Annotated in this window: 17 protein-coding genes; 3 read left to right on the top strand and 14 right to left on the bottom strand. The window is 71.3% G+C overall.

All coding sequences use genetic code 11. The features are described from left to right. Positions 1-77: 77 nt before the first annotated feature. The 14 genes from ABZ845_RS20290 to ABZ845_RS20355 form a co-directional block, all read right to left on the bottom strand. Positions 78-1,427, bottom strand: coding sequence for a VWA domain-containing protein (locus ABZ845_RS20290; protein ID WP_360981475.1), 1,350 nt, complete (start codon positions 1,425-1,427; stop codon positions 78-80). Between the two features lie 135 nt (positions 1,428-1,562). Beyond that, positions 1,563-3,032: a protein phosphatase 2C domain-containing protein gene (locus tag ABZ845_RS20295; RefSeq protein WP_360981478.1), complete on the bottom strand. Its 1,470-nt coding sequence runs from the start codon at positions 3,030-3,032 to the stop codon at positions 1,563-1,565. Between the two features lie 3 nt (positions 3,033-3,035). Further along, complete coding sequence (locus ABZ845_RS20300) at positions 3,036-5,681, bottom strand: tetratricopeptide repeat protein (protein WP_360981481.1); 2,646 nt, start codon at positions 5,679-5,681, stop codon at positions 3,036-3,038. Then, complete coding sequence (locus tag ABZ845_RS20305; RefSeq protein WP_360981484.1) at positions 5,678-7,006, bottom strand: hypothetical protein; 1,329 nt, start codon at positions 7,004-7,006, stop codon at positions 5,678-5,680. The genes ABZ845_RS20300 and ABZ845_RS20305 overlap by 4 nt, the downstream gene beginning before the upstream one ends. An 83-nt stretch (positions 7,007-7,089) precedes the next feature. Next, positions 7,090-8,097: a glutamate ABC transporter substrate-binding protein gene (locus ABZ845_RS20310; RefSeq protein WP_360981487.1), complete on the bottom strand. Its 1,008-nt coding sequence runs from the start codon at positions 8,095-8,097 to the stop codon at positions 7,090-7,092. 14 nt (positions 8,098-8,111) lie between these two features. Then, positions 8,112-9,452, bottom strand: coding sequence for a hypothetical protein (locus ABZ845_RS20315; RefSeq protein ID WP_360981490.1), 1,341 nt, complete (start codon positions 9,450-9,452; stop codon positions 8,112-8,114). 783 nt (positions 9,453-10,235) lie between these two features. Continuing rightward, complete coding sequence (locus ABZ845_RS20320) at positions 10,236-11,231, bottom strand: BadF/BadG/BcrA/BcrD ATPase family protein (RefSeq protein WP_360981707.1); 996 nt, start codon at positions 11,229-11,231, stop codon at positions 10,236-10,238. Next, a complete protein-coding gene (locus tag ABZ845_RS20325) occupies positions 11,228-12,493 on the bottom strand; it encodes a 6-phospho-beta-glucosidase (RefSeq protein WP_360981493.1) in 1,266 nt (421 codons plus the stop codon). The genes ABZ845_RS20320 and ABZ845_RS20325 overlap by 4 nt, the downstream gene beginning before the upstream one ends. 4 nt (positions 12,494-12,497) lie before the next feature. After that, positions 12,498-13,391 carry a carbohydrate ABC transporter permease gene (locus ABZ845_RS20330; RefSeq protein WP_360981496.1) on the bottom strand — a complete coding sequence of 298 codons (894 nt, stop codon included), beginning with the start codon at positions 13,389-13,391 and terminating at the stop codon, positions 12,498-12,500. A gap of 2 nt (positions 13,392-13,393) precedes the next feature. After that, entirely contained in the window at positions 13,394-14,335 is a 942-nt protein-coding gene (locus tag ABZ845_RS20335; protein ID WP_360981500.1) for a sugar ABC transporter permease, read from the bottom strand. A gap of 10 nt (positions 14,336-14,345) precedes the next feature. Beyond that, positions 14,346-15,680 (bottom strand): ABC transporter substrate-binding protein, encoded by a 1,335-nt coding sequence (locus ABZ845_RS20340; RefSeq protein ID WP_360981503.1) that lies wholly within the window; start codon positions 15,678-15,680, stop codon positions 14,346-14,348. Positions 15,681-15,752: 72 nt separating this feature from the next. Further along, positions 15,753-16,964: an ROK family transcriptional regulator gene (locus tag ABZ845_RS20345; protein WP_360981505.1), complete on the bottom strand. Its 1,212-nt coding sequence runs from the start codon at positions 16,962-16,964 to the stop codon at positions 15,753-15,755. Positions 16,965-17,080: 116 nt separating this feature from the next. Beyond that, a complete protein-coding gene (locus tag ABZ845_RS20350) occupies positions 17,081-17,701 on the bottom strand; it encodes a Uma2 family endonuclease (protein ID WP_360981508.1) in 621 nt (206 codons plus the stop codon). Between the two features lie 212 nt (positions 17,702-17,913). Beyond that, the gene (locus ABZ845_RS20355; RefSeq protein WP_360981511.1) at positions 17,914-19,008 is read right to left on the bottom strand and encodes a mechanosensitive ion channel family protein; all 1,095 of its coding nucleotides are present in this window, start codon (positions 19,006-19,008) and stop codon (positions 17,914-17,916) included. A gap of 341 nt (positions 19,009-19,349) precedes the next feature. Here ABZ845_RS20355 and ABZ845_RS20360 point away from each other — a divergent pair, with 341 nt between their 5' ends. The 3 genes from ABZ845_RS20360 (at position 19,350) to malQ (ending at position 22,477) form a co-directional block, all read left to right on the top strand. Further along, on the top strand, positions 19,350-19,886 hold the full coding sequence (locus ABZ845_RS20360) for an HNH endonuclease (protein WP_360981514.1): 537 nt from the start codon (positions 19,350-19,352) through the stop codon (positions 19,884-19,886). Between the two features lie 254 nt (positions 19,887-20,140). After that, positions 20,141-20,395, top strand: a complete 255-nt coding sequence (locus ABZ845_RS20365; RefSeq protein WP_360981517.1) for a hypothetical protein — start codon at positions 20,141-20,143, stop codon at positions 20,393-20,395. Then, positions 20,396-22,477, top strand: coding sequence for a 4-alpha-glucanotransferase (gene malQ / locus ABZ845_RS20370; RefSeq protein ID WP_360981520.1), 2,082 nt, complete (start codon positions 20,396-20,398; stop codon positions 22,475-22,477). The last annotated feature ends 59 nt before the right edge of the window (positions 22,478-22,536 follow it).

Raw genomic sequence — 22,536 nt, forward strand, 5'->3', positions numbered from 1 at the left:
TCCTTCTCCGGTCACGCTGACCGGTGTGGTTCTCCGGCCCTTCGGGGGCCGGGCTCGCTGCTGGCAGGACGTTCAGGTCACTTCTTTACACGAACAGTCTTTGTGGACCGTGTCTCGAGTGTCATCTCGTCGGCCTCCGCGACCTTTGTCTTCAGTCGCACAGTACCTGTCGCGGCATCGACCACGTCCACCACCTTCGCAAGCAGTTTCGCAGTATCCGCGTTCCCCGAGACACCGGCCAGCTGAACGGCACGCCCCAGCTTGGCCGTTGCACCATCGAAATCGCCCGCTTTGCGCAGGTCGAGGCCCTGCTGGATGACTTCCGCCAGTTCGGCTTGTCCTGTGTAATGCGCCACTTGCGGGTTGATCGAGGTCGACGCCGACATGTCGTCGGTCCACACGGCCCGTATGAGCCCCTGCGCGCCGAGGTTCTGGCTGCCGCCGCCCTCGCCCTGCGGGATCACCAGGGAGACACGGGCGGCCAGCATCTCCTGGCCGATGGCCGCGGGCGGCACCTGGACGCACACGTGGTAGTCGCGGGACTCGTCGCCCCAGGAGCCCGTGGGGTAGTCCCCGGCGCGCGGGCCCGCCTCGGCGCGGCGGTCGGTCAGTTCCTCGACCGTGGGCGCCACCTGCTTGACGAAGGCGACCTGTGCCCCGACCGGTGTCCACAGCCGCAGCGCGACATCGGCGACCTCCTTGCCCATGACCGTCTCCATCATGTGCGTGAAGTCGGCGGACAGGGCCGCCGGATCCGCGACGATGTCGGCGGTGCCCAGCAGCGCGGAGGCGATGCCGGTCACCTCCTTGACCTCCCAGTCGGTGCCCACGCCCCGCGCGTCACAGGTGAAACGGCCGGTGCAGTCGTCCAGCGCCGCCTTCAGGTCCTCCGGCGCCTCGTGCTCGTTGCGGCCGTCGGTGAGCAGGATGCCGTGGCGTATGGAGACGTCCGCCGAGGACAGCAGCCGGTCGGCCAGCCGCAGCCAGGTTCCGATCGCGGTGCCCCCGCCAGCCTTGAGTCCCCGCAGCGCCTGCTTGGCCTGCTCACGGGTGGTCGCGTCGGCGACGGCGAGCCTGCCGCCGCCCGGGTAGACCTCCTTGGCCACATGGGTGCCGCCGATCACCGCGAAATGCACGCCGTCGCGCAGCGTGTCGATGGCCGCGGCGGTCGCCTCCCGCGCGTTGCGCATCTTGGTCGGCGGGTAGTCCATCGAACCCGAGCAGTCCACCATGATCGCCACGGCCGCGCTCGGGCCGTGGCCCGGCGTGTACATCTGGGGCGCCGAGACCGCGTTCCCGACCGTGCCGCCGCCGGTCGCCGTGACCGTCACGATGGCGTTGACCTCGCCGCCGCCCTGAGGCAGGTACTCGTTCTGGTACACGTCCACCGAGAACCGCGGCGCGCTCGACTTCGAGAAGTTGGCCATGACTTGTCCGATCCCCCTTGAAATCCCCAGCGTTGTGGGGTGATGACGGTATGCGGACCGGTCCCCTCCGGTCCTTGGGCGTACTGCGCCCAGGGGTCGGTCCCGCCGGCCCCTGGTGTGTCCGGGGAACACACCTCAGGCGGATCCTGCCCCCTGCGGCACCGCGGGGAACGGGACGACGGCCACTGTTACGTTGTCGTGGCCCCCGCCGTCCAGGGCATGGCCCACCAGCACCTGGGCGGCGTGCAGTGGCCTGCTCCCGGCGTCCGGAGGCACCACCTCGGCCATCTCCTCGGCCCCTTCGGCGTAGTTCCACAGCCCGTCGGTGCACACCACCACCACACCCGGCCGGTCGGGCTTGAAGGACGCGGTGTGCGGCTCCAGTTCGTAGGCGTCGGCGCCGAGCCAGCCGGTGATCGCGTGGGCGCGCTCGTCGGCGTACGCCTCGGCCTGGCCCATCAGGCCCGCGGCGACCATCTGCGCGGCCCATGAGTCGTCCTCGGTGAGTCGCGCCGGGGGAGCGGAGCGGTCGGCCGGAACCCAGTAGACGCGGCTGTCGCCGACCCAGCCCACGACCAGCAGACCGGCGGTGACGACGGCGCTGACGAGGGTGCAGGCGGGCGCGTTCTGGTGCGGGGAGTGCTCCTGGGCCGTCTCCGGTTCGACGGCCAGCGCGTTGACGGCGTGCGACGCGGCCACGATCGCGTCGTGCATGGCCTGCTGGGGGTGGGCGCCGCGCGGCAGGGCCTGAAGCAGCGCCTCGTTCGCGGCCCGGGCGGCGGCGAGTGAGGCGTCGTCGGGGCGGGTCGCCGAGGAGACGCCGTCGCAGACGACCGCGACCACGGCGGACGAGCCGTCGGGCAGCGCGGCCTGGGAGACGGCGAACGCGTCCTCGTTGCGGTGGTGGCGCAGCCCCCGGTCGCTGACCGCGGCGACCGCGCCCGACTCCTGCTCGACGTGGTCGCGTTCGCGCGGCTGGGCGTGGCCGCAGTGCTCGCAGTAGCCGTCGCTGTCCACGGTGCCCGCGCGGCAGGCCACGCAGACCGTCGTACCGGCGGGAGGCGTGGCGGTGGCGGCGACGCGCGGGTCGACGGGTTCGGGCGCCGCGAGGTGGTAGTCCTCCTCGGACTCCAGGATCTCCTGGGGCGCCCCGGTCTGCCCGGTCTGTGCGGCCTCCCCGGTCGCTTCGGTCTCCCCGAACTCCCCGGATTCCGAGTGCCGGTCGAACCGCACGCCTCTGGACCCGTCCGGCGCAGCAGAAGCCCCAGCAGAAGCCGCGGGGGAAGCCTCCGGCTCGTCGTCCGCGCCGGAGAGTTCGGAGCCGCCGGAGTCCGTGCCGGGAATGTCGGCCGGCAGGTGCAGCGGGGCAGGCACGCCCGGGACACCCGCCGGCGGGGCGGCGGGCCAGTCCGGGGACGCGGCGTCATGAGCCCGGGGGCGGGGCGGCATCGCGCCGTTCATGGTGAGCGTCGGGGTGTCCGGGGGCGGGGCGGGCACCACCGAGAGGTCGTACCCGCAGGCGCCGCAGAAACGGTCACCCTGCTCAAGGGGCTCCTCGCAACTGGGGCACCGCGAAAGCGCCGTGGGCTGGGGCATCTGGGACATCGATCACACCCACGTCCGGGGGCGGTAACGGTTGGCACGTTCCACCAGGTCGATCCTCTCCTCGCCGCCCTGGGCGAGCCTGGCCAGCATCCGGTACGAGCGCTCCAGGCCGAAGCGGAGGCCACGCTCGTCCAGATCGCTGCCGAGCAGCGCCCGGCCGGCCGCCGCGCCCGGCGCAACCGCCGAGGCCGGTGTGACGGAAGCGGACGGCGCGGAACCCCGGCTACCGGAGAGTACCCAGTCCAGGGCACAGCCGAGGACCTCTGTGGACAACTGCTCGCGCCGCACGGCGTCCAGTCCGTACCCCTCCAGCGCCTGGACCTGACCCGCGGCGGCCACCAGGTCGTCCAGGACGGCCGGGTCGGGGCCCTGGCCCGCGCGCTGCCGCAGCCGCGCCCGTACGGCGGCGACTCTGGCGGCGGTGTAGTGAATGGACGCCTCCGGTACGGACTCCAGGGTGCGTACGGCGCCCCGGCGGTCCCCGGCGGCGAACTGCACACGTGCCTGGCCGAACGCCGAGCTGACATAGCTGGGGTCGGTGGTCCACACGAGGCCGTAGTACTCGGCGGCGTTGTCGAGCTGGCCGAGGACCTCGGCGCACAGGCCCAGGGCCAGCTTCGGGGCGGGCTCTCCGGGGAAGGCGTCGTAGATCGCGTCGAAGGAGAGCGCCGCGCCCTCGTGGTCGCCCGTGACCAATGCCGTCACACCGCGGTACCAGACGACCCGCCAGTCCTCCGGGTGGTCCGACTCCAGCGACTGGAGGGTTCGCCCGGCGGCGGCCGTGTCGCCCATCTCCAGACGGGCGCGCAGTTCGCGCAGGCGCAGCTCGGGGGAGCCGGCCGGCGCGGTGTGCAGCGCGGTGATCAGCTCGGCGGGCCCGGAGGCCATGAGACCGGCGAGGAAACCCGCGTTGGGGTCGCCGGGGTCGACGAGGGGCACCGGCAGCGCGAGTGCCGCCGCGGCGGCGTCAACGGGCTTGACGGGCTGGACGAGGGCGGCACCGGCCGCGCCGGCGGTCGAGCTCGGCATCCCGGCCCCCGGAGGGGCACTTTGGGAAGGGATGAAGGCGCCGGACGCCGCCGCGCTGGAGCCGGGCGCCGAGCCCCCCGCGCCCGAGGCGGCCGCGCGCCGGCGGCGCGACGGGACCACGCGCGCTCCGAGCCGAGAGACGTCCCCGTCCGGCTTCGGGAACAGCTCCGTGTCCGTGACCTTGAGCTCCGGCCCGAACTGCGTCGACAGGGCGGGCCGCGGACGGCCCGTCTGCAGCGCGACGACCTCGCGCAGCACTCCCGTCAGCTGCTCCGACATCTCCTGCGCGGACGCGAACCGGCGCGCCGGATCCGGATCGGTGGCGCGCACCAGCAGCCGGTAGAAGGACTCGTACCGGCGGAAGACCTCGACGGTGTCAGGATCGGGCAGGGAATCCACGTAGACGCCCGTATAGCCCTGGAAGTCGAAGGTGAGCACCGCGAGGGTGCGCGCGACCGTGTACAGGTCGCTCGCCACCGACGGGCCGATCTCCGCGACCTCCGGCGCCTGATAGCCGACGGTGCCGTAGATGGCCGACTCGTCGTCGTCCATCCGGCGCACCGCGCCCATGTCGATCAGCTTGAGCTGGTCCTCCGTCTGGATCGCGTTGTCGACCTTGAAGTCGCAGTACAGCAGGTTGCGGCTGTGCAGATGGCCGAGGGCCTCCAGCGCCTCGATGCCGTACGCGCACGCCTGCTCCACCGGCAGCGGATCCCGTCTCCCCTCCGCCGAGCGGCGGGAGTTGGCGATGTCCTTGAGCGACTTGCCGCCGACGTACTCCATGACGATATAGCCGTCGAGGGAGCCGGTGCGCTGGTCGAGGTGCTCCACGAAGTTGTAGATGCGCACGATGTTGGAGTGCTCGATCTCCGCGAGGAAGCGCCGCTCGGAGATCGCCGCGGCCATCGCGTCCTGGTCGCCCGTGTCGAGCAGGCCCTTGAGGACCACCCACCGGTCGGAGACCGCCCGGTCCACCGCGAGATAGATCCAGCCGAGCCCGCCGTGGGCGAGACAGCCCACGACCTCGTACTGGCCGTGCACGATGTCGCCGGACCGCAGCTTGGGCACGAACGAGTACGGGTGGCCGCACTTCGTGCAGAACCCCTCCGTGCGTCCGGGCCGCTCGCCGCGCGCCCGCCCCACCGGGGCCCCGCAGTCGGAGCGCGAGCAGAACCGCTTGCGCTCGGGCACCTCGGGGTTCTCCAGCACCATGGCGCGGGGATCGGGCCGCGGCACGTCCGGCACCTGCACCAGGCCGAGGCCGAGGCGGCTGCGACCGGAACCGCCGGACGCCGAACCCGAGCTGCGCACCGACACCGAATGGCCCGTGGACCTGCCCGTCAGCCGTCCCGACACCGAGCGCCGGGACTGCGACGAGCCCGAGGAGCGCGACGAGCGCGACGACGAACTCGACGAGCCCTGGCCGCCTCCGGTGATCCCCGTCGCCGGGGAGGCGAGCATGCCGTCCCCGGCAGCCTGGTCCCCCTCGGCCCGGGAAGGCGCCTTGGACGAGACGACCGGCGCGAGCCCGCACGTGTCGCAGTACAGCTCGCCGCCGCCCACGTCCTCGTACGACCCCTCGCAGCCGGGCCGCTGGCAGGTCTGCCCTTCCTGGCTCATGCTTCCCCCCTCCGGTCGGCCGGCGTGCCCTGGTGGGGCACGCGCTGGCCGAACTGCTCGGCCGCCGCCTGCTGGTAGCGCAGCACCGCCCCTTCGGCGGCTCTGAGGTCGCAGGGCGCGCTCCACAGCATGCGGCGCGCCGCGTCGTACCGCTCGATCAGCAGCGGGTCCTCCGCGAGACCGTGCCGCGCCACCTTCGCCTTGTACGCGTCGAGACGGCCGCGCAGTTCCGCGCGGACCGCGAGAGGCGCGGTGACCGCAGTCAACGACTCACGGGCGCGCAGCAGTTCGTCCTCGGCCCGCTGCTCCAGCGACTCCAGGAGCGGTGACAGACGGTGCCACTGGGCGTGCCTGCGGTACTCGGCGGCGGTCGCCAGCTGCTCCTGGAGCGCGGTCGGCGGACCGCTGACCGCGGGCACCTCCGAGGCGGCGATCTTCGCGAGGACCTCCCCGCGGGCGCTGCGGGCCTCGGCCAGCGTGCGGTCCGCGCGGCTGAGCAGATCGCGCAGCTTGACGAGCCGTGCCTCCGCGTCCTGACGGACCGTCAGTACGGCGTCGATCTCCCGGCGCACGTCCTCCAGGGCGCGCGCCTCACGGTCGTACGTCGCCGTGTCCGGCCGGCCGCCGCCGGGAGCCGAACTCCCCTGTGCCGGAACCCAGTACGCCAGCGGGTCGGAGACGACCTCCTGGCGCAGGCTCGTCAGCGTGCGCGTGATGCGCTCCAGGTCGTCGCCCGCCGGGTGCTTTCCGGGGCGCACGCCCACGGAGTGGGCGAGCTGACGGGTGCGCTGCAACTCCGCGGCCAGTAAATCGATGCGCGCTGGCAGCGCCGACCACACCGCGTCGGCGGTGACGACCATGTCGAGCGAGGACGCGTACAGCTCGTTCATCCGCTCCACGAGCCGCGCCAGTGTGAACTGCTCACTGAGTTTCCCGGTGCCCGTCAGGGCCTGCGCGTTCACGTTCCCCGCCACCGCGGCGCCGCCCGCGACGGTGACGCTGGTGCCGCGCAGCAGTTCGGTCAGCTCGGCCAGGTCCTCACGACTGGACCAGCGCCGCCGGGCACGAACCTCACGCGCCTGACGCAACGTGGCGGTGTAGGCGTCGAAGTACGCCCACAGCAGGGTGATCGAGGCTTCCGCGGACGCCCAGCGCTCCTTGGTGACGCCGGTCAGTTCGGCGCCTTCCAGGAGCCGGCGGCCCGCGTGGTCCTGCAGGGCGAGGAGCGAGGTCTCTATGGCCTCGTGCTCCGCGCCGAGCCGCGCCAGCGCACGGTCCACCTCGTCCCGGTCCAGCACCGGCCCGGTGGGTCCCGTGGCGCCCATCGATCACCTCTCGTCTCGTCGTGTCCCGTGCGCGCATCCGGTGCGCCGGGTAACTCTCCAGTGGTATCAGGTCGGTTGGCCGGTCAGGTGGAAGGCGGCCTGGACGACGTCGAGTCGGCGCCCAGAGTCGGGGAGAGCCACTTGTCGTACGAGGCCTGCCAGCCGCTCTTGCGGTAGTCCACGAGCACCTGGTTGACCCGGCGCACCAGATCACCGTCGTCCTGGTTGAACGCCACTCCGTAGTACTCGGTAGTGAAGGGCTTCCCCTTGAGTTCGACCGTCGGATCCTGGGCCGCCTGGCTGGCGGCGAGCGCACCGTCGGTGACCACCGCGTCGACCTCGCCGAGCTGCAGTTTGACCAGGCAGTCCAGCTGGTTGGGGACGGTGGTCGAGATGTCCGTGGACGCGGGCAGCTTGCCGGACTGCTTGTCCTGCGTCAGTGCGGCGGCGGCCGTCGAACCCTCGGCGGAGCAGATCCTCTTGCCGGCCAGGGAGTTGTCGTACCCCGTGATGCCCGACGCCTTCGGCGCCAGGACCTGCTGGCCGGTCGTGAAGTACGGGTCGGAGAAGGCGACTTTCGCGAGCCTGTCGCAGGTGATCGTCGTGGTGCGCACCACCATGTCCACCTGCTTGTTCTGAAGGGCGGGGATGCGCTGGTTGGTGGGAATCGCGCGGAAGTGCACGGCGTCCGGGTTGCCGAGGATCTGCCGGGCTATCTCGTGGGCGACGTCGATGTCGAAGCCCTCGAGGTCGCTGCCCTTCTTGTTGGGGTCGCGATAGCCCCAGCGGTAGCTGTTCTGGTCGACACCCACCGTCAGATAGCCGTTCGTCTTGATCCGCGTGACCGCGTGACCGCTCTCGTCGCTGGACGGCGGCGGGCTCATCCGCTCCGGGTGCTGTCCGCAGGACTCCGCCTTGGCCTGGGTGGCCTCGGCGATGCCCGGGCCGCCGGCGTCCGCGGAGTCGCCGCTCGGCCGGGGGTGGGTGAGCGGCAGCAGCAGCGCGAAGCCGACGGCGAGGACACAGGCGACCAGCATCGCGCCCACACCGCCCCAGCCCTTCAGGCTCGCCCTCAGACGCCGTGCGATCATCGCCGCTCCCCTACTCACCGGTACTCCGAAAGCCTGCGTCCGATGCCCAGCAGCGCGCCCGCCGCGCCCAGCACAGCGAGCACGCCCGCGCCCGCCGGGAGCGCCGTCAGCGCGTCCCGGCCGTCGGTCGCCGACCGGTGGAACTCGCTCTCCTCGTAATCCAGCGCCTTCGCCAGATTCGCGTCCACGCCGTCGAAGCACGCGCCCGTGGGCTTGTCCGCCTTGTCGCCGATGATCTTGTTCAGCGCGGCCTGGTAGTCGCCCCCGTCGTCGGCCTTGCGCGCGTCCTTGTGGCGATCGAGCCACTCCTTCATGTTGGCGGTGGCGGCCTTCACGGGCCGCTCGCCCGCCGCGGCGTCGGCGAGGGACGAGGCCTTGCCGAGCGAGGCGGACAGGGTCTTCATGTCCTGCTGGAACGCGTAGTCGTACGCGTCCTCGTCCGACCCGTCCGGCAGTTTCCTGGTCTCGGCGCCGCGGCTGACCAGTGTGAGGTTCTCGTTCCCGCGCGCGTTCAGGGACGCGATGCGCGCGTCGTGCAGCACATCCAGTGAACGGATGCCGTGGTCGTACGACGAGTCGAGCCCGGCGCGGGCCACGCTGTGGCCGACGACCAGCCACAGCAGCACGACGGAACAGGAGGCCGTGGCGGCGACCAGGCCCCGGTTCAGCACCCTGTTCGTGCGCCGGTAGTTGCGGCGCTGCGCCAGCCCGAGCGCGGCCAGCACCAGGACGCCGGCCGCGATCGCGAACCAGGGATACGGCGTCGCGTCCGCGTAGTCGGAGCGCAGCTGCTGGTTCTCCTTGGTGTACAGGTCCTGCGCGGCCGGCAGCATCTGCTGCTGCATCAGCTCGTTCGCCGTCCGCAGGTAGGCGCCGCCCACCGGGAAGCCCTGCCGGTTGTTGGCCCGGGCCCGCTCGACGAGGCCCTTGTACTCCGGGAGCAGCTGGTTGAGCCTGGCGACGGTGTTCGCGGAGGGGGAGCCGGGTTCGGTGCCGGCGGCCGCGGCGACGAGTCCCGCGGCGGCCGTCCTGATGTCCTTCTCGTACCGCTCGGTGGTCGCCACCGGCTCCTGGCCGCCCGACAGGAAGCCGCTGGAGGCCGCCGTGTTGGCGTCCGCGAGGGAACGGTAGATGTCGGCGGCGCCCGCGCTGAGCGGCTGACTCCTGTGCAGCACGTCGTCTGCGGCGCTCGCGCGGTCGCTCATCTGCCAGGCGGTGGCGGCTCCGAACGCCACGACGAGCAGGGCGAGAACGGCGCCGATGAGCCGCAGCCTGCCGGGCTCGGTGGTCGTGGCGGCGCGCACCCGCTCGACGCCCTCCGCGAAGGCCGTACGGTGCGGCGGCGCGGGCGGCATGGGGGGCGCCGCGTATGGTGCGCCGCCCTGCTGCAGATGTGTCACTCGACCTCCCCCATGGTCTCCTCCGTCGGACACCGCCGCCCGGTGCTCGGGCGTGGACGCGGGTGTGCCGCGGCAAGTATCACTGCCGCGACCGACATCCGCACAGGCCTTCACGCGATCTTGATCAGATCGCAGCGTTGCGCCACACCCCCCGTACATAAAAACGTCGACGCCCCACGTCCGGTTCCCTGCGCGGCCCGCTGGGAGTGAGCGGGGGTTTCGCGCAGTTCCCCGCGCCCCCATCGGGTGGGATCCTGCACGTCGTCATCCGCGGGTGCGTTGTGGTTCTTCGCGCAGTTCCCCGCGCCCCTGTCAGGGTTCCCGTGAGTCGTTGACTGCGGGTTTTGACAAGCACCGGTTCTCACCCGAAAGCCGCGCAGTCCGACCTCTCCGCCACGCGCCCGGCAAGGGGCACGGGAACCCAAGCGACCGACCACGACGCCGCCGCACTTGATAGGGGGCGGGAAACCGCGCGACGAACCACAACCCACCCGCAGCCGACAACGCACGTGATCGGGGGCGCGGGGAACTGCGCAAAACCGTCCACGCACCCGCAGCCGACAACGCACGTGATCGGGGGCGCGGGGAACTGCGCAAAACCCCCCGCCCACCCGCAGTGGGCAACGCGCCTGATCGGGGGCGCGGGGAACTGCGCGAATCCGCCCACGCAGCCGCAGTGGACAACGCACGTGATCGGGGGCGCGGGGAACTGCGCAAAACCGCCCACGCTGCCGCAGGCTACGACGCACCCACCCCCGCGCGGAGCGCGAAATGGCCCCGCACCCTGCCCTGCGCAGCAGACGGCGCGCGCACCGCATCCAGCCCCAGCAGCGCAGCGCCCAGCACCGGCGGAGCCGTGACCACCCGCGCCACAGCCTTCGGTGCCCGCACGCCCAGCAACTCCCGCACACGGTCGTCGAGCTGAAGCCGGCCCGCGGCCAGAATGCCCCCGCCCAGCAGCACCGGCACCTCCTCCTCGAGCAGTTCGAGACGCGTCAGCGCGACCACGGCCATCGCGACCACCTCCTCCGCGAGCCGGTCGACGATCGCTCGGGCGACCTGATCGCCCTCCTCGGCCGTGGCGAACAGCACCGGCGTCAGCTCGTGCCGCCGATCGTGCTCGACGTGCCCCAGATGGAGCGCCTCGATCAGCGCGTACATCGAGCCGAGGCCGAAGTGCGCCGGCAGCGTGCGCATCAGCTCGGTGGGCCCGCCCCGGCCGTCCTCCGCCCGTGCCGCCCACCACAGGGCCTCCTCGGCGAGCCCCCAGCCGCCGCCCCAGTCACCGGAGATCCGGCCGAGCGCGGGGAACCGTGCCGTGCGGCCGTCGGGACGCATTCCGACGCAGTTGATGCCGGCGCCGCACACGACCGCGACCCCCCGCGGTTCGGAGACGCCCGCCCGCAGGATCGCGAAGGTGTCGTTGCGCACCTCCACGGTCGTACCCCACCCGCGCGCCTGCAGCGCGGCGGCCAGCTGTTCCTCCTCCACCGGCAGGTCGGCGTTGGCGAGACAGGCCGAGACATGCCCGACCGCGCCGACCCCGGCCGCCGTGAACGCCCGGGCGACGACCTCGCCCAGCGCGTCCACGGCCGTTTCGACGCCCACGGCGGGCGGCCGGAAGCCTCCTCCCCGCGCGGTGCCGAGGACCCGCCCGTCGGCGGCGACGACGGCCACGTCGGTCTTGCTGTTGCCCGCGTCGACGGCGAGCACGCCCCCCGCCACCCCGGTCATGCCCACGCGAGATGCTCCCGGTTGTGCGCGATCAGCCGGTCGGTGAGGGCGTCGGCGTAGGCGTGCTGCCCGATGAGGGGGTGGGCGAGGAGCGCCCGGAACACCCTCTCGCGTCCGCCGCGCAGTGCCGCGTCGAGGGCGAGCTCCTCGTACGCGGTCACGTTCGCCATCAGCCCCGCGTACAGCGGATCCACCTGGGGCACGGGCAGCGGGCTCGGCCCGCGCGGTCCCACGGCCGCCTGCACCTCGATCACCGCGTCGTCCGGCAGGAACGGCAGCGTGCCCTTGTTGCGGGCGTTCACCACCTGGTACGGCGACCCGCCCCCGCCGAGCAGCGCCGCCGCGAGGTCGACGGCCGCCTCCGAGTAGTAGGCGCCGCCCCGCTTCGCGAGCAGCGCCGGCTTCTCCTCCAGTGAGGGATCGGCGTACATCTCCAGCAACTGCCGCTCCATCGCCGCGACCTCGGCGGCGCGCGAGGGCTTCGTCCTGAGCTCTCGTACGACCTCGTCGTGCGCGTAGTAGTAGCGCAGGTAGTACGACGGGACCACGCCGAGCCGGTCCAGGAGGGCGCGCGGCAGCCGAAGGTCCCCGGCGATACCCTCGCCGTGCTCGGCGAGCAGCTTGGGGAGGACGTTCTCGGCCTCGGGGCCGCCCAGACGCACACCTGTCTCCCAGGTGAGGTGGTTGAGGCCCACATGGTCGAGATGGACGTCGGCGGGCGTGACCCCGAGCAGCGCGGCGAATTTCCGCTGGAACCCGATCGCCACATTGCACAGCCCGACCGCGCGGTGGCCTTCGTCCAGGAGGGCGCGCGTGACGATGCCGACCGGGTTGGTGAAGTCGATGATCCAGGCGTCCGGGTTGGCGCGGCGGATCCGTTCGGCGATGCCGAGCACCACGGGTACGGTGCGCAGCGCCTTGGCGAGCCCGCCCGCACCGGTGGTCTCCTGGCCCACGCAGCCGCACTCCAGGGGCCAGGTCTCGTCCTGCTCCCGGGCCGCCTGGCCGCCGACGCGCAGCTGGAGCAGCACGGCGTCGGCACCCTCGACCGCCCGGTCCAGGTCGTCCGTGGTGACGACGCGCCCCGGATGCCCCTGCCGGGCGAAGATGCGCCGGGCGAGCCCGCCCACCAGCTCCACGCGTTCGGTCGCAGGGTCGACCAGGACGAGCTCCTTCACGGGCAAGGTGTCCCTCAGCCGTGCGAATCCGTCGACGAGTTCGGGTGTGTAGGTCGACCCTCCGCCGACCACGGTGAGCTTCACAGTGCTAGCCCTTCACTCCGGTGAGCGTGACACCCTCGACGAACGCCTTCTGCGCGAAGAAGAACACGAGGATCACGGGGGCCATGACCAGCACGGTGGCGGCCATGGTGAGGTTCCAGTCGGTGTGGTGCGCTCCCTTGAACGACTCGAGGCCGTAACTGAGTGTCCACGCGCCCGGGTTCTCCGAGGCGTAGATCTGCGGGCCGAAGTAGTCGTTCCAGGCGTAGAAGAACTGGAAGAGCGCGACGGCGGCGACGCCCGGCCTCGCCATGGGCAGTACGACCTTGAGCAGAGTCCGCAGGTCGCCGCAGCCGTCGACCCTCGCCGCGTCCAGGTACTCGTTCGGGATGGTCATCAGGAACTGGCGCAGCAGGAAGATGGAGAACGCGTCGCCGAACGCCATCGGGATGATCAGCGGCCACAGCGTGCCCGACAGGTCCAGCTGTCTCGCCCAGAACAGATACATCGGGATGATGATCACCTGCGGTGGCAGCATCATCGTCGAGATCACCAGCATCAGGGCCAGATTCCGGCCGGGGAAACGGAACTTGGCGAGGGCGTAGGCGACGGGGATGGACGACACCACGGTCAGGACGGTGCCCAGTCCCGCGTAGATCAGGGTGTTCTTCCACCAGGTGAGGAAGCCGGGCGTATCGAACACCTTCTTGTAGTTGCCCCACTCCCACGTGTGCGGGATCAGATCGCGGCTGAGCGCCTGGGTGTCGCTCATCAGCGAGGTGAGGAACACGAACACGAAGGGGAGGGTGAAGAAGAGGGCGGCGGCCACACCGAGGGAGTGGATCGCGATCCACTCCAGGACCGCCTTGCGACGGGCGGCGCGTTCGGCCGTCGCGAGAGGGCCGCTCAACCCCACCGGTTTGTCGAGTACTTGGGCCATGCTCAGTCACCTGCCAGGTTGAGGCCGCCCCGGCGCCGCATCAGGAACGCGGTGAACACCATCGACAGGGCGAAGAGGACCAGCGCGACCACACAGGCGGAGCCGTAGTCGAAGCGCTGGAAACCGAGGTTGTAGACGAGCTGAGGCAGGGTGAGCGTGGACTTGTCGGGGTAGCCCGGCTCGAACTGCGTACCGGCGCCCTGGATGACACCCGAGGCGACCTTTCCCGCGATCAGCGGCTGTGTGTAGTACTGCATGGCCTGGATCACCCCGGTGACCACCGCGAACATCACGATCGGCGAGATGTTCGGGAGCGTGACGTACCGGAAGCGCTGCCATGCCGAGGCCCCGTCCAGCTCAGCCGCCTCGTACTGCTCCCTCGGCACGTCCAGCAGTGCCGCCATGAAGATGACCATCAGGTCGCCGACGCCCCACAGGGCGAGCAGGGTGAGCGCGGGCTTCGACCAGGAGGGGTCGTTGAACCAGCCGGGGGCCGGTATGCCGACCTTCTCCAGGATCGAGTCGACCGGCCCCGTACCGGGGTTGAGGAGGAACGCGAACGCCATCGTCGCGGCCACGGGCGGCGCCAGGTAGGGAAGGTAGAACAGGGTACGGAAGACCCCCGTGGCCGTCTTGATCTTGGTTATCAGCAGGCCGATGCCGAGCCCGAACACCACCCGCAGGCTCACCGTCACCACGACCAGCCACAGGGTGTTGCGCAGGGCGGGCCAGAACAGCGGGTAGTCCTCGAAGACGTAGTGCCAGTTCTTCGCCCCGCTCCACGCCGGCGGCCGGAAGCCGTCGTAGTGCATGAACGAGAAGTAGACCGTGGAGACCAGCGGGTACGCGAAGAACACCGCGAAGCCGATCAGCCAGGGCGACATGAAGGCGAGGTTGCGCAGCGTCTTTCTTCTGCGCTTGGCGGCGAGGGTGACCGTGCTCATCGCCGCCGCCTCACTTCGCCTGCGCGATGTCCGTGTCGATCTGCTTGGCCGTGCTCTCCAGGCCCGCCTTCAGATCCCTGGCCTTGCCGCTCTCGTAGTCGTACCCGAACTGCTGGATCGTCACCAGGTACTGGCCGCCGTTGATGGAGGCGGGCGTCGTCGTGGAGTCCGGGTTCGCCGCGATGTCCAGGAACGTCTTGAAGCGCGGGTCGTACTTCAGCCCGGGGGACTTCAGGGCGGCCAGAGTGGAGGGCACGTTGTGGATGTCGTTGGCGAAGCCGACCACCGCGTCCGTGTCCGTGGTCATGTACTTCACAAGTTCCCAGGCCGCGTTCTGCTTCTTGCTGGTGGCGGCGATGCCGGCGATGGTGCCGGTGATGTAGCCCTTGCCGTACTGGGACGCCTGGTCGTCGGGCACGGGCAGCGGGGCCACCCCGATCTCGAACTTCGGCTTGGTGTCCAGGGCCATGCCAAGGCGCCACTCGCCGTCCAGCTGCATGGCCACCTGACCGGTGTGGAACGGGTGCTTGGGGCCCCATTCGTCACCCAGCTTCGAACGGTACTTCTCCAGCTTCCGGAAGCCGCCCAGGTCGTCCACGAGCTTCTTCTGGAGCGTGAAGCCGGCGGCGAAGGCCGGGTCCTCGGCGAGGTTCGACTTGCCGCTCTTGTCGAAGTACGTCGGGGAGAACTGCGCGAAGTAGTGCTCGGTCGTCGTCTCCCAGCCGTGGTAGTCGGGCATGAACCCGAGCTGCTTGTAGCCGTCGCCCTCGGGGACCGTCAGCTTCTTCGCGTCTTCCTCGAACTCGGTCCACGTCCTGGGCGGTTCGGCTATGCCCGCGTTCTCGAAGGCCGTCTTGTTGTAGTAGAGCCCGTAGGCGTCGCCCAGCAGCGGCACCGTGCAGCGGTCGCCGTCGTACTGGGTGTACTCGTTCATCGCCTTCGGGAACGTCGTGGCGGGGTCGATGCCCGCCTTCTTGAAGAAGGGGCCCAGATCGACCAGGGCGCCCGAGGAGCAGAACTTGCCGACGTTGTTGGTGGTGAAGGAGGAGATGACGTCGGGGGCGTTGTCGCCGCCGCTGCGCAGCGCCTGGTTGATCTTGTCGTCGGTCACGTTGGCGACGACATGGACGTGGATGTTGGGATGCGCCTTCTCGAAGCCCGCGATCAGCGTGCTCACGGCCTTCGTCTCGGAGGGCGCGCTCCAGGCGTGCCAGAAGTTGATGGTGGTCGCCTTGGACGCGTCGTCGTTCGCGCCGGAGGAGGACTGGCCGGTACAGGCGGCGGTGGTGAGGAGTGCGAGGGACGCGGTGAGGGCGAAAGCCGTCTTTCTCATGGTTCCGGGCATGACGGGGTCTCCCTGGGACGGGCGAGGTGTGGTGGTGCCGGTGGTCGTACGGGGTCCGGGACTCGGTGGATCTCAGCGCGAGGTGTCGAAGACCTCGTCGCGGGTGGTCGCGAGGGCGCTCTCCAACGCGCCGCGCAGTACGGGGTGTTCGCGTACGTCGCCGACGACGAGGCGCGGCCGGGACGCGGCCAGCTCCTCCAGTTCGGCCTGGATCAGGGCCCGCAGCGGCTCGCCCCCCGCGGCGAGGGACGCGCCGCTGAGGACGACGAGTTCGGGGTCGAGCACCGCGACGAGCGCGGCGAGACCGGTGGCAAGACGGGTCGCGTAGGTCTCGAGGAGCCGCCGGTGGGGGCCCGTGACGGTGTCGGCGCCCAGGGCGACAAGGGTGGCGGCGACCTCGGCGTACGGGCCGGTGGGCACGTCCTCGACGCCGAGTTCGCGGGCGAGCCCGGGGATCGCCTGGGAACCGGCCAGCTCCTGGAAGCCTCCGCTGTTGGCCTTGGTCACCTGGCGTACCAGGGGTGCGCCGGGCACGGGCAGGAAGCCGACCTCGCCCGCGCCGCCGGTCCAGCCGCGGTGCAGCCGGCCGCCGAGGACGAGGGCGGCGCCGAGACCGCCCTCGTTCCACAGCAGGACGAAGTCTCCGTGGCCCTTGGCGGCGCCGAGGCGCTGCTCGGCGAGGGCGGCGAGGTTGACGTCGTTCTCGTATTCGACAGGCATCGGGAGGGCACCCGCGAGTTCGTCGAGCAGTGTGGGGGAGTGCCAGCCGGGCAGGTGGGAGGCGTAGCGCAGCCGTCCGGTGGTGGGGTCGAAGGCGCCGGGGGTGCCGATGACGACCCGCTGCACGTCGGAGAGCGCGCGCCCGGCGGCCTTGACGGCGCCGCCGAGGGCGTCGGTCACCTGGCGGACCACGGGGTGCGCGGGTCGGCGGCCGGGGGTGGGCAGTTCGTACTCGCCGACCGTTCTGCCGGTGATGTCGGCGACGGCGGCGAGGATGCGCTCGGGGGTGACGTCGAGCCCGGCGACGTACGCGGCGGTCGGGTTGACCGCGTACAGCTGTGCGCTGGGGCCCGGTCGGCCCTCGCTCGTGCCGGTCATCAGGACGAGTCCGGCGGCTTCGAGGCGGGCGAGGAGCTGGGAGGCGGTCGGCTTCGAAAGCCCGGTGAGCTTGCCCATGCGGGTGCGGGTGAGCGGGCCGTGCTCCAGGAGCAGATCGAGGGCGGCGCGGTCGTTCATGGCGCGCAGCACGCTGGGGGTGCCGGGTGTTCCGGCGGGTCCTGCCATGTCCCTTGCCACCTGCCTCTGAGCGTACTGTTAGGAAAGTTTCCTATTGAGTGAGAGGAAGGTAGGCCCGCTCCCGCGGAGGCGTCAATACCGCGGTCAGTCCTTCACGAAGACGGTCAGTCCTTCAGGAAGGGGGCCGTGTCCAAGGTGGGGTAGGGGGTCGGGAGGGGGAGGGGCTCGCCCAGTGGAACCTTTGCTTCGTCGGCGTAGTAGGCCTTGGTGGGGCTGTCGCCGGGCGTGACCGGGTTGGTGTAGCAGTGTGCGGTCTTCGTGGTGCGGTTGATCAGTACGTAGACGGGCACGCCGGCGGCGGCGTACGTGCGCAGTTTCGGGCCCGTGTCGGTCTCGTGGTTGGTGGACGTGACCTCCCCGACAAGGGCGACCATGCCGATGGGATACCACCCTTTGTGGGCCCGACGGTAGGACTCGTCCAACTCGGACGCCTTGCGGCGGCGGATGTAGAAGTCGGGGATGAGGAGAGCCATGGTGCTTCCGTCCCTGTGGGCGGCCCGATAGCCGTTCCCCATACCGGACAGGTCGAGCCCGGCGTTGAAGAATTGGACGGCGAGCTTGAAGGCTCCGTCGTTGTGGTGGTCATTCGGTTGCGGCGGCGCGATGGCCATCCCCTCGACGTACTCGGGTCGAATCGGCGCCTGAGACGCCTCCTCGATCGCGATCAGCAGATCGATGGGGTCCTGTTGTGTCATCACCGGCTCCAAGAAGGGTTCGGCGCTCATCGCTGGTTCTCCTCGTCGCACTGGTGTCAGGCTAAGCCCGCGCTGGGTGCCCCGGCAGAACGATGGAACGCGTGCCTCGCCGGTCATGCCGAAATGCCCTCCGTTCACCCGAACGAGCATGCTGAACCGTTCCGTCGTCGGCCGCGTCAAACGAGGAGGCGGCACCCGGAGAATCCCGGATGCCGCCTGTTCCTCTTCCGGCGGACGACCGCCTACCGCGTCGCAGGCCGTGGCGGCGCGATCGGCGCCGCCGCCTCCGCCTGGGGCGAGGCCGCGTTCGAATACACCGACGGGGCCGCCACCGAGGCCGTCGGGTCGGCCGGCTCCTCCTCCAAGGACGCGGTCGGCAGACCGCCCACGATGCGGATGTTCGCCTCGTCGAACGCCCGCTTGATCCGCCAGCGCAGCTCGCGCTCCACCGACACCGCCTTGCCCGGCATCGTCTTGGCCGACACCCGGACCACCATCGAGTCGATCAGCACGCTGTCCAGGCCGAGCACGTCGATCGGGCCCCAGAGACGCTCGTTCCAGGGCTCAGCCTTGCTCATCCCCTCGGCGACCGACTCCAGGAGCGCCTTCACCCGGTCCAGGTTCTCGCTCGAACGGACGGTCACGTCCACCCCCGCCGTCGCCCAGCCCTGCGAAAGGTTGCCGATGCGCTTGACCTCGCCGTTGCGGACGTACCAGATCTCACCGCTGTCTCCGCGCAGTTTCGTCACGCGCAGTCCGACCTCGATCACCTCACCGGAGGCCACCCCCGCGTCGATGGTGTCGCCGACGCCGTACTGGTCCTCCAGGATCATGAACACCCCGGACAGGAAGTCCGTCACCAGGTTGCGCGCGCCGAAACCGATCGCCACACCCGCGACACCGGCGGAGGCGAGCAGAGGTGCCAGATTGATCTGGAAGCTCCCCAGCACCATCAGCGCCGCCGTGCCCAGGATCAGGAACGACGCCATCGAACGCAGCACCGAGCCGATCGCCTGCGAGCGCTGGCGCCGTCGCTCCACGTTCACGAGCAGACCGCCGAGCGCGGTGCCGTCCACCGACTGCACCGTCCGGTTCATGCGGTCGATCAGCTTGGTGATCGCCCGCAGCACCGCCACTCTCAGGACGGCCGCGACCACCAGGATCAGCAGGACCCTCAGGCCGATCGCGAGCCACGTCGACCAGTTCTGTTCGACCCAGCTCGCTGCGTTCGTCGCGCTCTGCTGGGCGTCCTGAAGACTGGGAACCGCCGGAGCCGTCGTCTGCGAGGGCGACGGAGACGGGGCGGCCCCGGCGGCCAATAGGGCGGGCAAGGACACGGCAGGTACCTCCAGGTGCTGCGCTGCCTCCGGTGCGAGCGGTCGGGCTGGTCGTGCTGTCAAGGTCGGCGAGGTCACGGAAGAGTCACCGGACGGGCAGGGGCACCACACTAACGGGGCATCGTGTGGGGATCATGGCGAAGTTCCGAGAAGAGACTGTGCTCACCCGGAGAAGTGCAGGAGAAGTAAGGGGGCTCGAATCGGGGGATGCATCAGGTGTGGTCGAAAACACTCCCAGCCCGTTACCGGGACATGGTGGCGCGTCCACCAGGCATGAGGGGAGACTGACTGCAGATCGTCCCGGCGCGAGCCACGCGTCGCCGGCGTACAAGGAGGCATCCGTGCCGCACGTCCTGGTCCTCAACGCGTCGTACGAGCCACTCGGCGTCGTACCGCTCCGCCGCGCGCTCGTCCTCGTCCTCGAGAACAAGGCTGTAAGCCTCGAGGAGTCCGGCGCCTTCATGCACAGCGCAACCGTCACTGTCCCCGCACCCAGCGTGGTCCGGCTCAAGCGATTCGTTCGGGTTCCCTACCGGGGGCCCGTTCCTCTCACCCGGCGCGCGCTCTTCGCACGCGACGGGGGCCGGTGCATGTACTGCGGTGGCGTCGCAACCAGCGTCGACCACGTCATTCCGCGCAGCCGCGGTGGTCAGCACGTCTGGGACAACGTGGTGGCGTCCTGCCGCCGCTGCAACCATGTCAAGGCCGACCGGCATCTGTTCGAGCTGGGCTGGCGGCTGCGCCACAAACCGGCACCGCCGACCGGGCTCGCCTGGCGCATCATCGGAACGGGGCATAGGGACCCGCGCTGGCTGCCATACCTGCAGCCGTACGGCGCGGACGACGCCTTGGCCCGGATCGACGGCATTTCCGCCTGACGGTCCGGGCTTTCGCATACCCGGACGGCCCCGCGTCCCGGAGGCGGGGCCGTCCGGGCGCGTCGCGTGCCCGTCCGCGTCCCTGAAATGTCACCGAGGGTGGCTATGGTGGTGCTGTCGGTCACCATGAGTGCACGGTGAGGGAGGTTTGTGTGACCCGGCGCACGTTGTCCGTTCCCGTACGTCTGTCCACGCGCCCACGGGGTAGGGCTGCTCTCACCCGCACCCGTCGTACGACGACAAGGAGATCCTCCGTGACCGCCCCGGTACACCCTCTCGTCCCGGCCCAGTCCAAACCCGGCGCGGACACATCCGCGACCGCGACCACCGACCTGGACACCCTGCTGTGCGTCCTCAGCGCGGAGGGCGCCTGCGCCGAGGCGCCGCTGACCAGTGAGCCGCCGCTGCCCGACGCCGAGCCTCTCACCAGCGAGCCCCCGCTCTACGACCTCACCCCCCTGACCAGCGAGCCCTCCGCCGCCGCAGGCCCGGACCCCACGGGGTACTAGATGCCGCCGGCCGACCCCGCACGCGACGCGACGCCCCTGGACCGGCTCGCCGCGCTGCACGGCGTCGCCACCTCCTACCGCCCCTCCCCGGACCGTACGGTCGCCGCCTCGGACACCGCCGTCACCGCCGCCCTGGCCGCGCTCGGCGTCGACACGAGCACCCCGGACGCGGTGCGCGCCGCGCTCGCCGCACGCGAACGGGAACTGCGGGAACGGCTGCTCCCGCCGACCGTCGTGTCCTGGGGCGGACGGCCGCCCACCGCGCTCGCCGGCCTCCCGGACGGCACCAGCCTGCGGATCGAGACCGAACAGGGCGAGTCGCGCGCCTCGGCCGAACAACTCCCGCCGGGCGTACACGCCTTGCACATCACCGCGCCGGACGGACACACCGCGGAGGCCCACCTGGTCGCCGCCCCCGACCGGCTGCCCGCGCCCCCGGCCCGCTCCTACGGACTGCTCGTCCAGCTCTACTCCCTGCTCTCCCGGCGCTCCTGGGGCATGGGCGACCTCGGCGACCTCACCGAGCTGACCGCCTGGGCGGGGCGCGCACTCGACGCGGGATTCGTGCAGGTCAACCCACTTCACTCGGCCGTGCCCGGCGCCCCCACCGATCCGTCCCCCTACCGCCCCTCCTCCCGCCGCTTCCCCGACCCCGTGCACCTGCGCGTCGAGGACATCCCCGAGTACCCCTGCATCGAGGCCCAGGGCCGCCTCCGCACGCTGCTCGAGCGCGCCGCCCGGCTGCGGGAGTCCGTCCTCGACAAGGGCGCGCTGATCGACCGCGACGCCGTGTGGGACCTCAAACGCCAGGTGCTCGAACTCGTGCACGGTGTCCCCCTCGGACCCGGACGCCGCGCCGCCTACGCCGACTTCCTCGCCCAGGAGGGCGACGCGCTGGAGGACCACGCCACCTGGTCTGCGCTCGCGGAGGTGTACGGATCCGACTGGCACGCCTGGCCCACCCGGCTGCGCGACCCACGCTCGCCCGAAACCGCCCGCGCCCGCGCCGAACTGATGGACCGTGTCGACTTCCACAGCCGCCTCGCCTGGCTGACCGACGCCCAGCTCGGCACGGCCCAGCGCACCGCGCGCGACGCCGGCATGGCGGTCGGTCTCGTCCACGACCTCGCGGTGGGCGTCCACCCGGGCGGTGCCGACGCCTGGGCGCAGCAGCACTGCCTCGCGCCCGGCATGTCGGTGGGCGCGCCGCCCGACGCCTTCAACGCCCGCGGCCAGGACTGGGGTCTGCCGCCATGGCGCCCCGACCGCCTCGCCGCCTCCGGGTACGCCCCCTACCGCCGGTTGCTGCGCGCCCTGCTGCGGCATGCGGGCGCCCTGCGCATCGACCATGTCATGGGCCTGTTCCGGCTGTGGTGGGTACCGCAGGGGCAGCCGCCCACGGAAGGCACCTACGTCCGCTACGACGCCGAGGCGATGCTCGCCGTCCTGGTGCTGGAGGCCTCCCGCGCAGGGGCGCTGGTCATCGGTGAGGACCTCGGCACGGTTGAGCCGGGGGTGCGTGAGGTGCTGCACGAGCGCGGGGTGCTCGGCACATCCGTCCTGTGGTTCGAACGCGACTGGGAGGGCTCCGGGAAGCCTCTACCGCCGGAGCGCTGGCGCGCGGACTGCCTGGCCACCGCCACCACCCACGACCTGCCCTCGACCGCTGCCCGGCTCACCGGCGAGCACGTCGAACTCCGTGACCGGCTCGGACTGCTGACCCGCCCCTTGGACGAGGAACGCGCCGCGGCGGCGGCCGACACCGGGGAGTGGCTCGCCCTGCTGTCCCGGCTGGGGCTGCTGAAGGGGGCGAGCGGAGGGGTCTCGGCGGTGTCGGAGGAGATGGAGATCCAGGCCGTCCACCGCTTCCTGCTGGGCACCCCCGCGCGGCTGATCGGCCTCTGGCTCCCCGACGCGGTGGGCGACCGGCGCCCGCAGAACCTCCCGGGCACCTGGGACGAATACCCGAACTGGCGGCTGCCGATCGCGGACGGAGAGGGCCGGCCGATGACCCTGGAGGACCTGGCGGCCTCGCCACGGCTGTACGCGCTGGTGGACGTGTTACGGGGGAGACGCGGGTGAGCGGGCGCGGTGTGTCCCTGCCGCGCGCCCCCGGTGCGCGGGCCCGTACCGCACCCCCC

Origin of the sequence: Streptomyces sp. NPDC047022 (genome assembly GCF_040644155.1) — a bacterium.
Classification (GTDB): Bacteria; Actinomycetota; Actinomycetes; order Streptomycetales; family Streptomycetaceae; genus Streptomyces.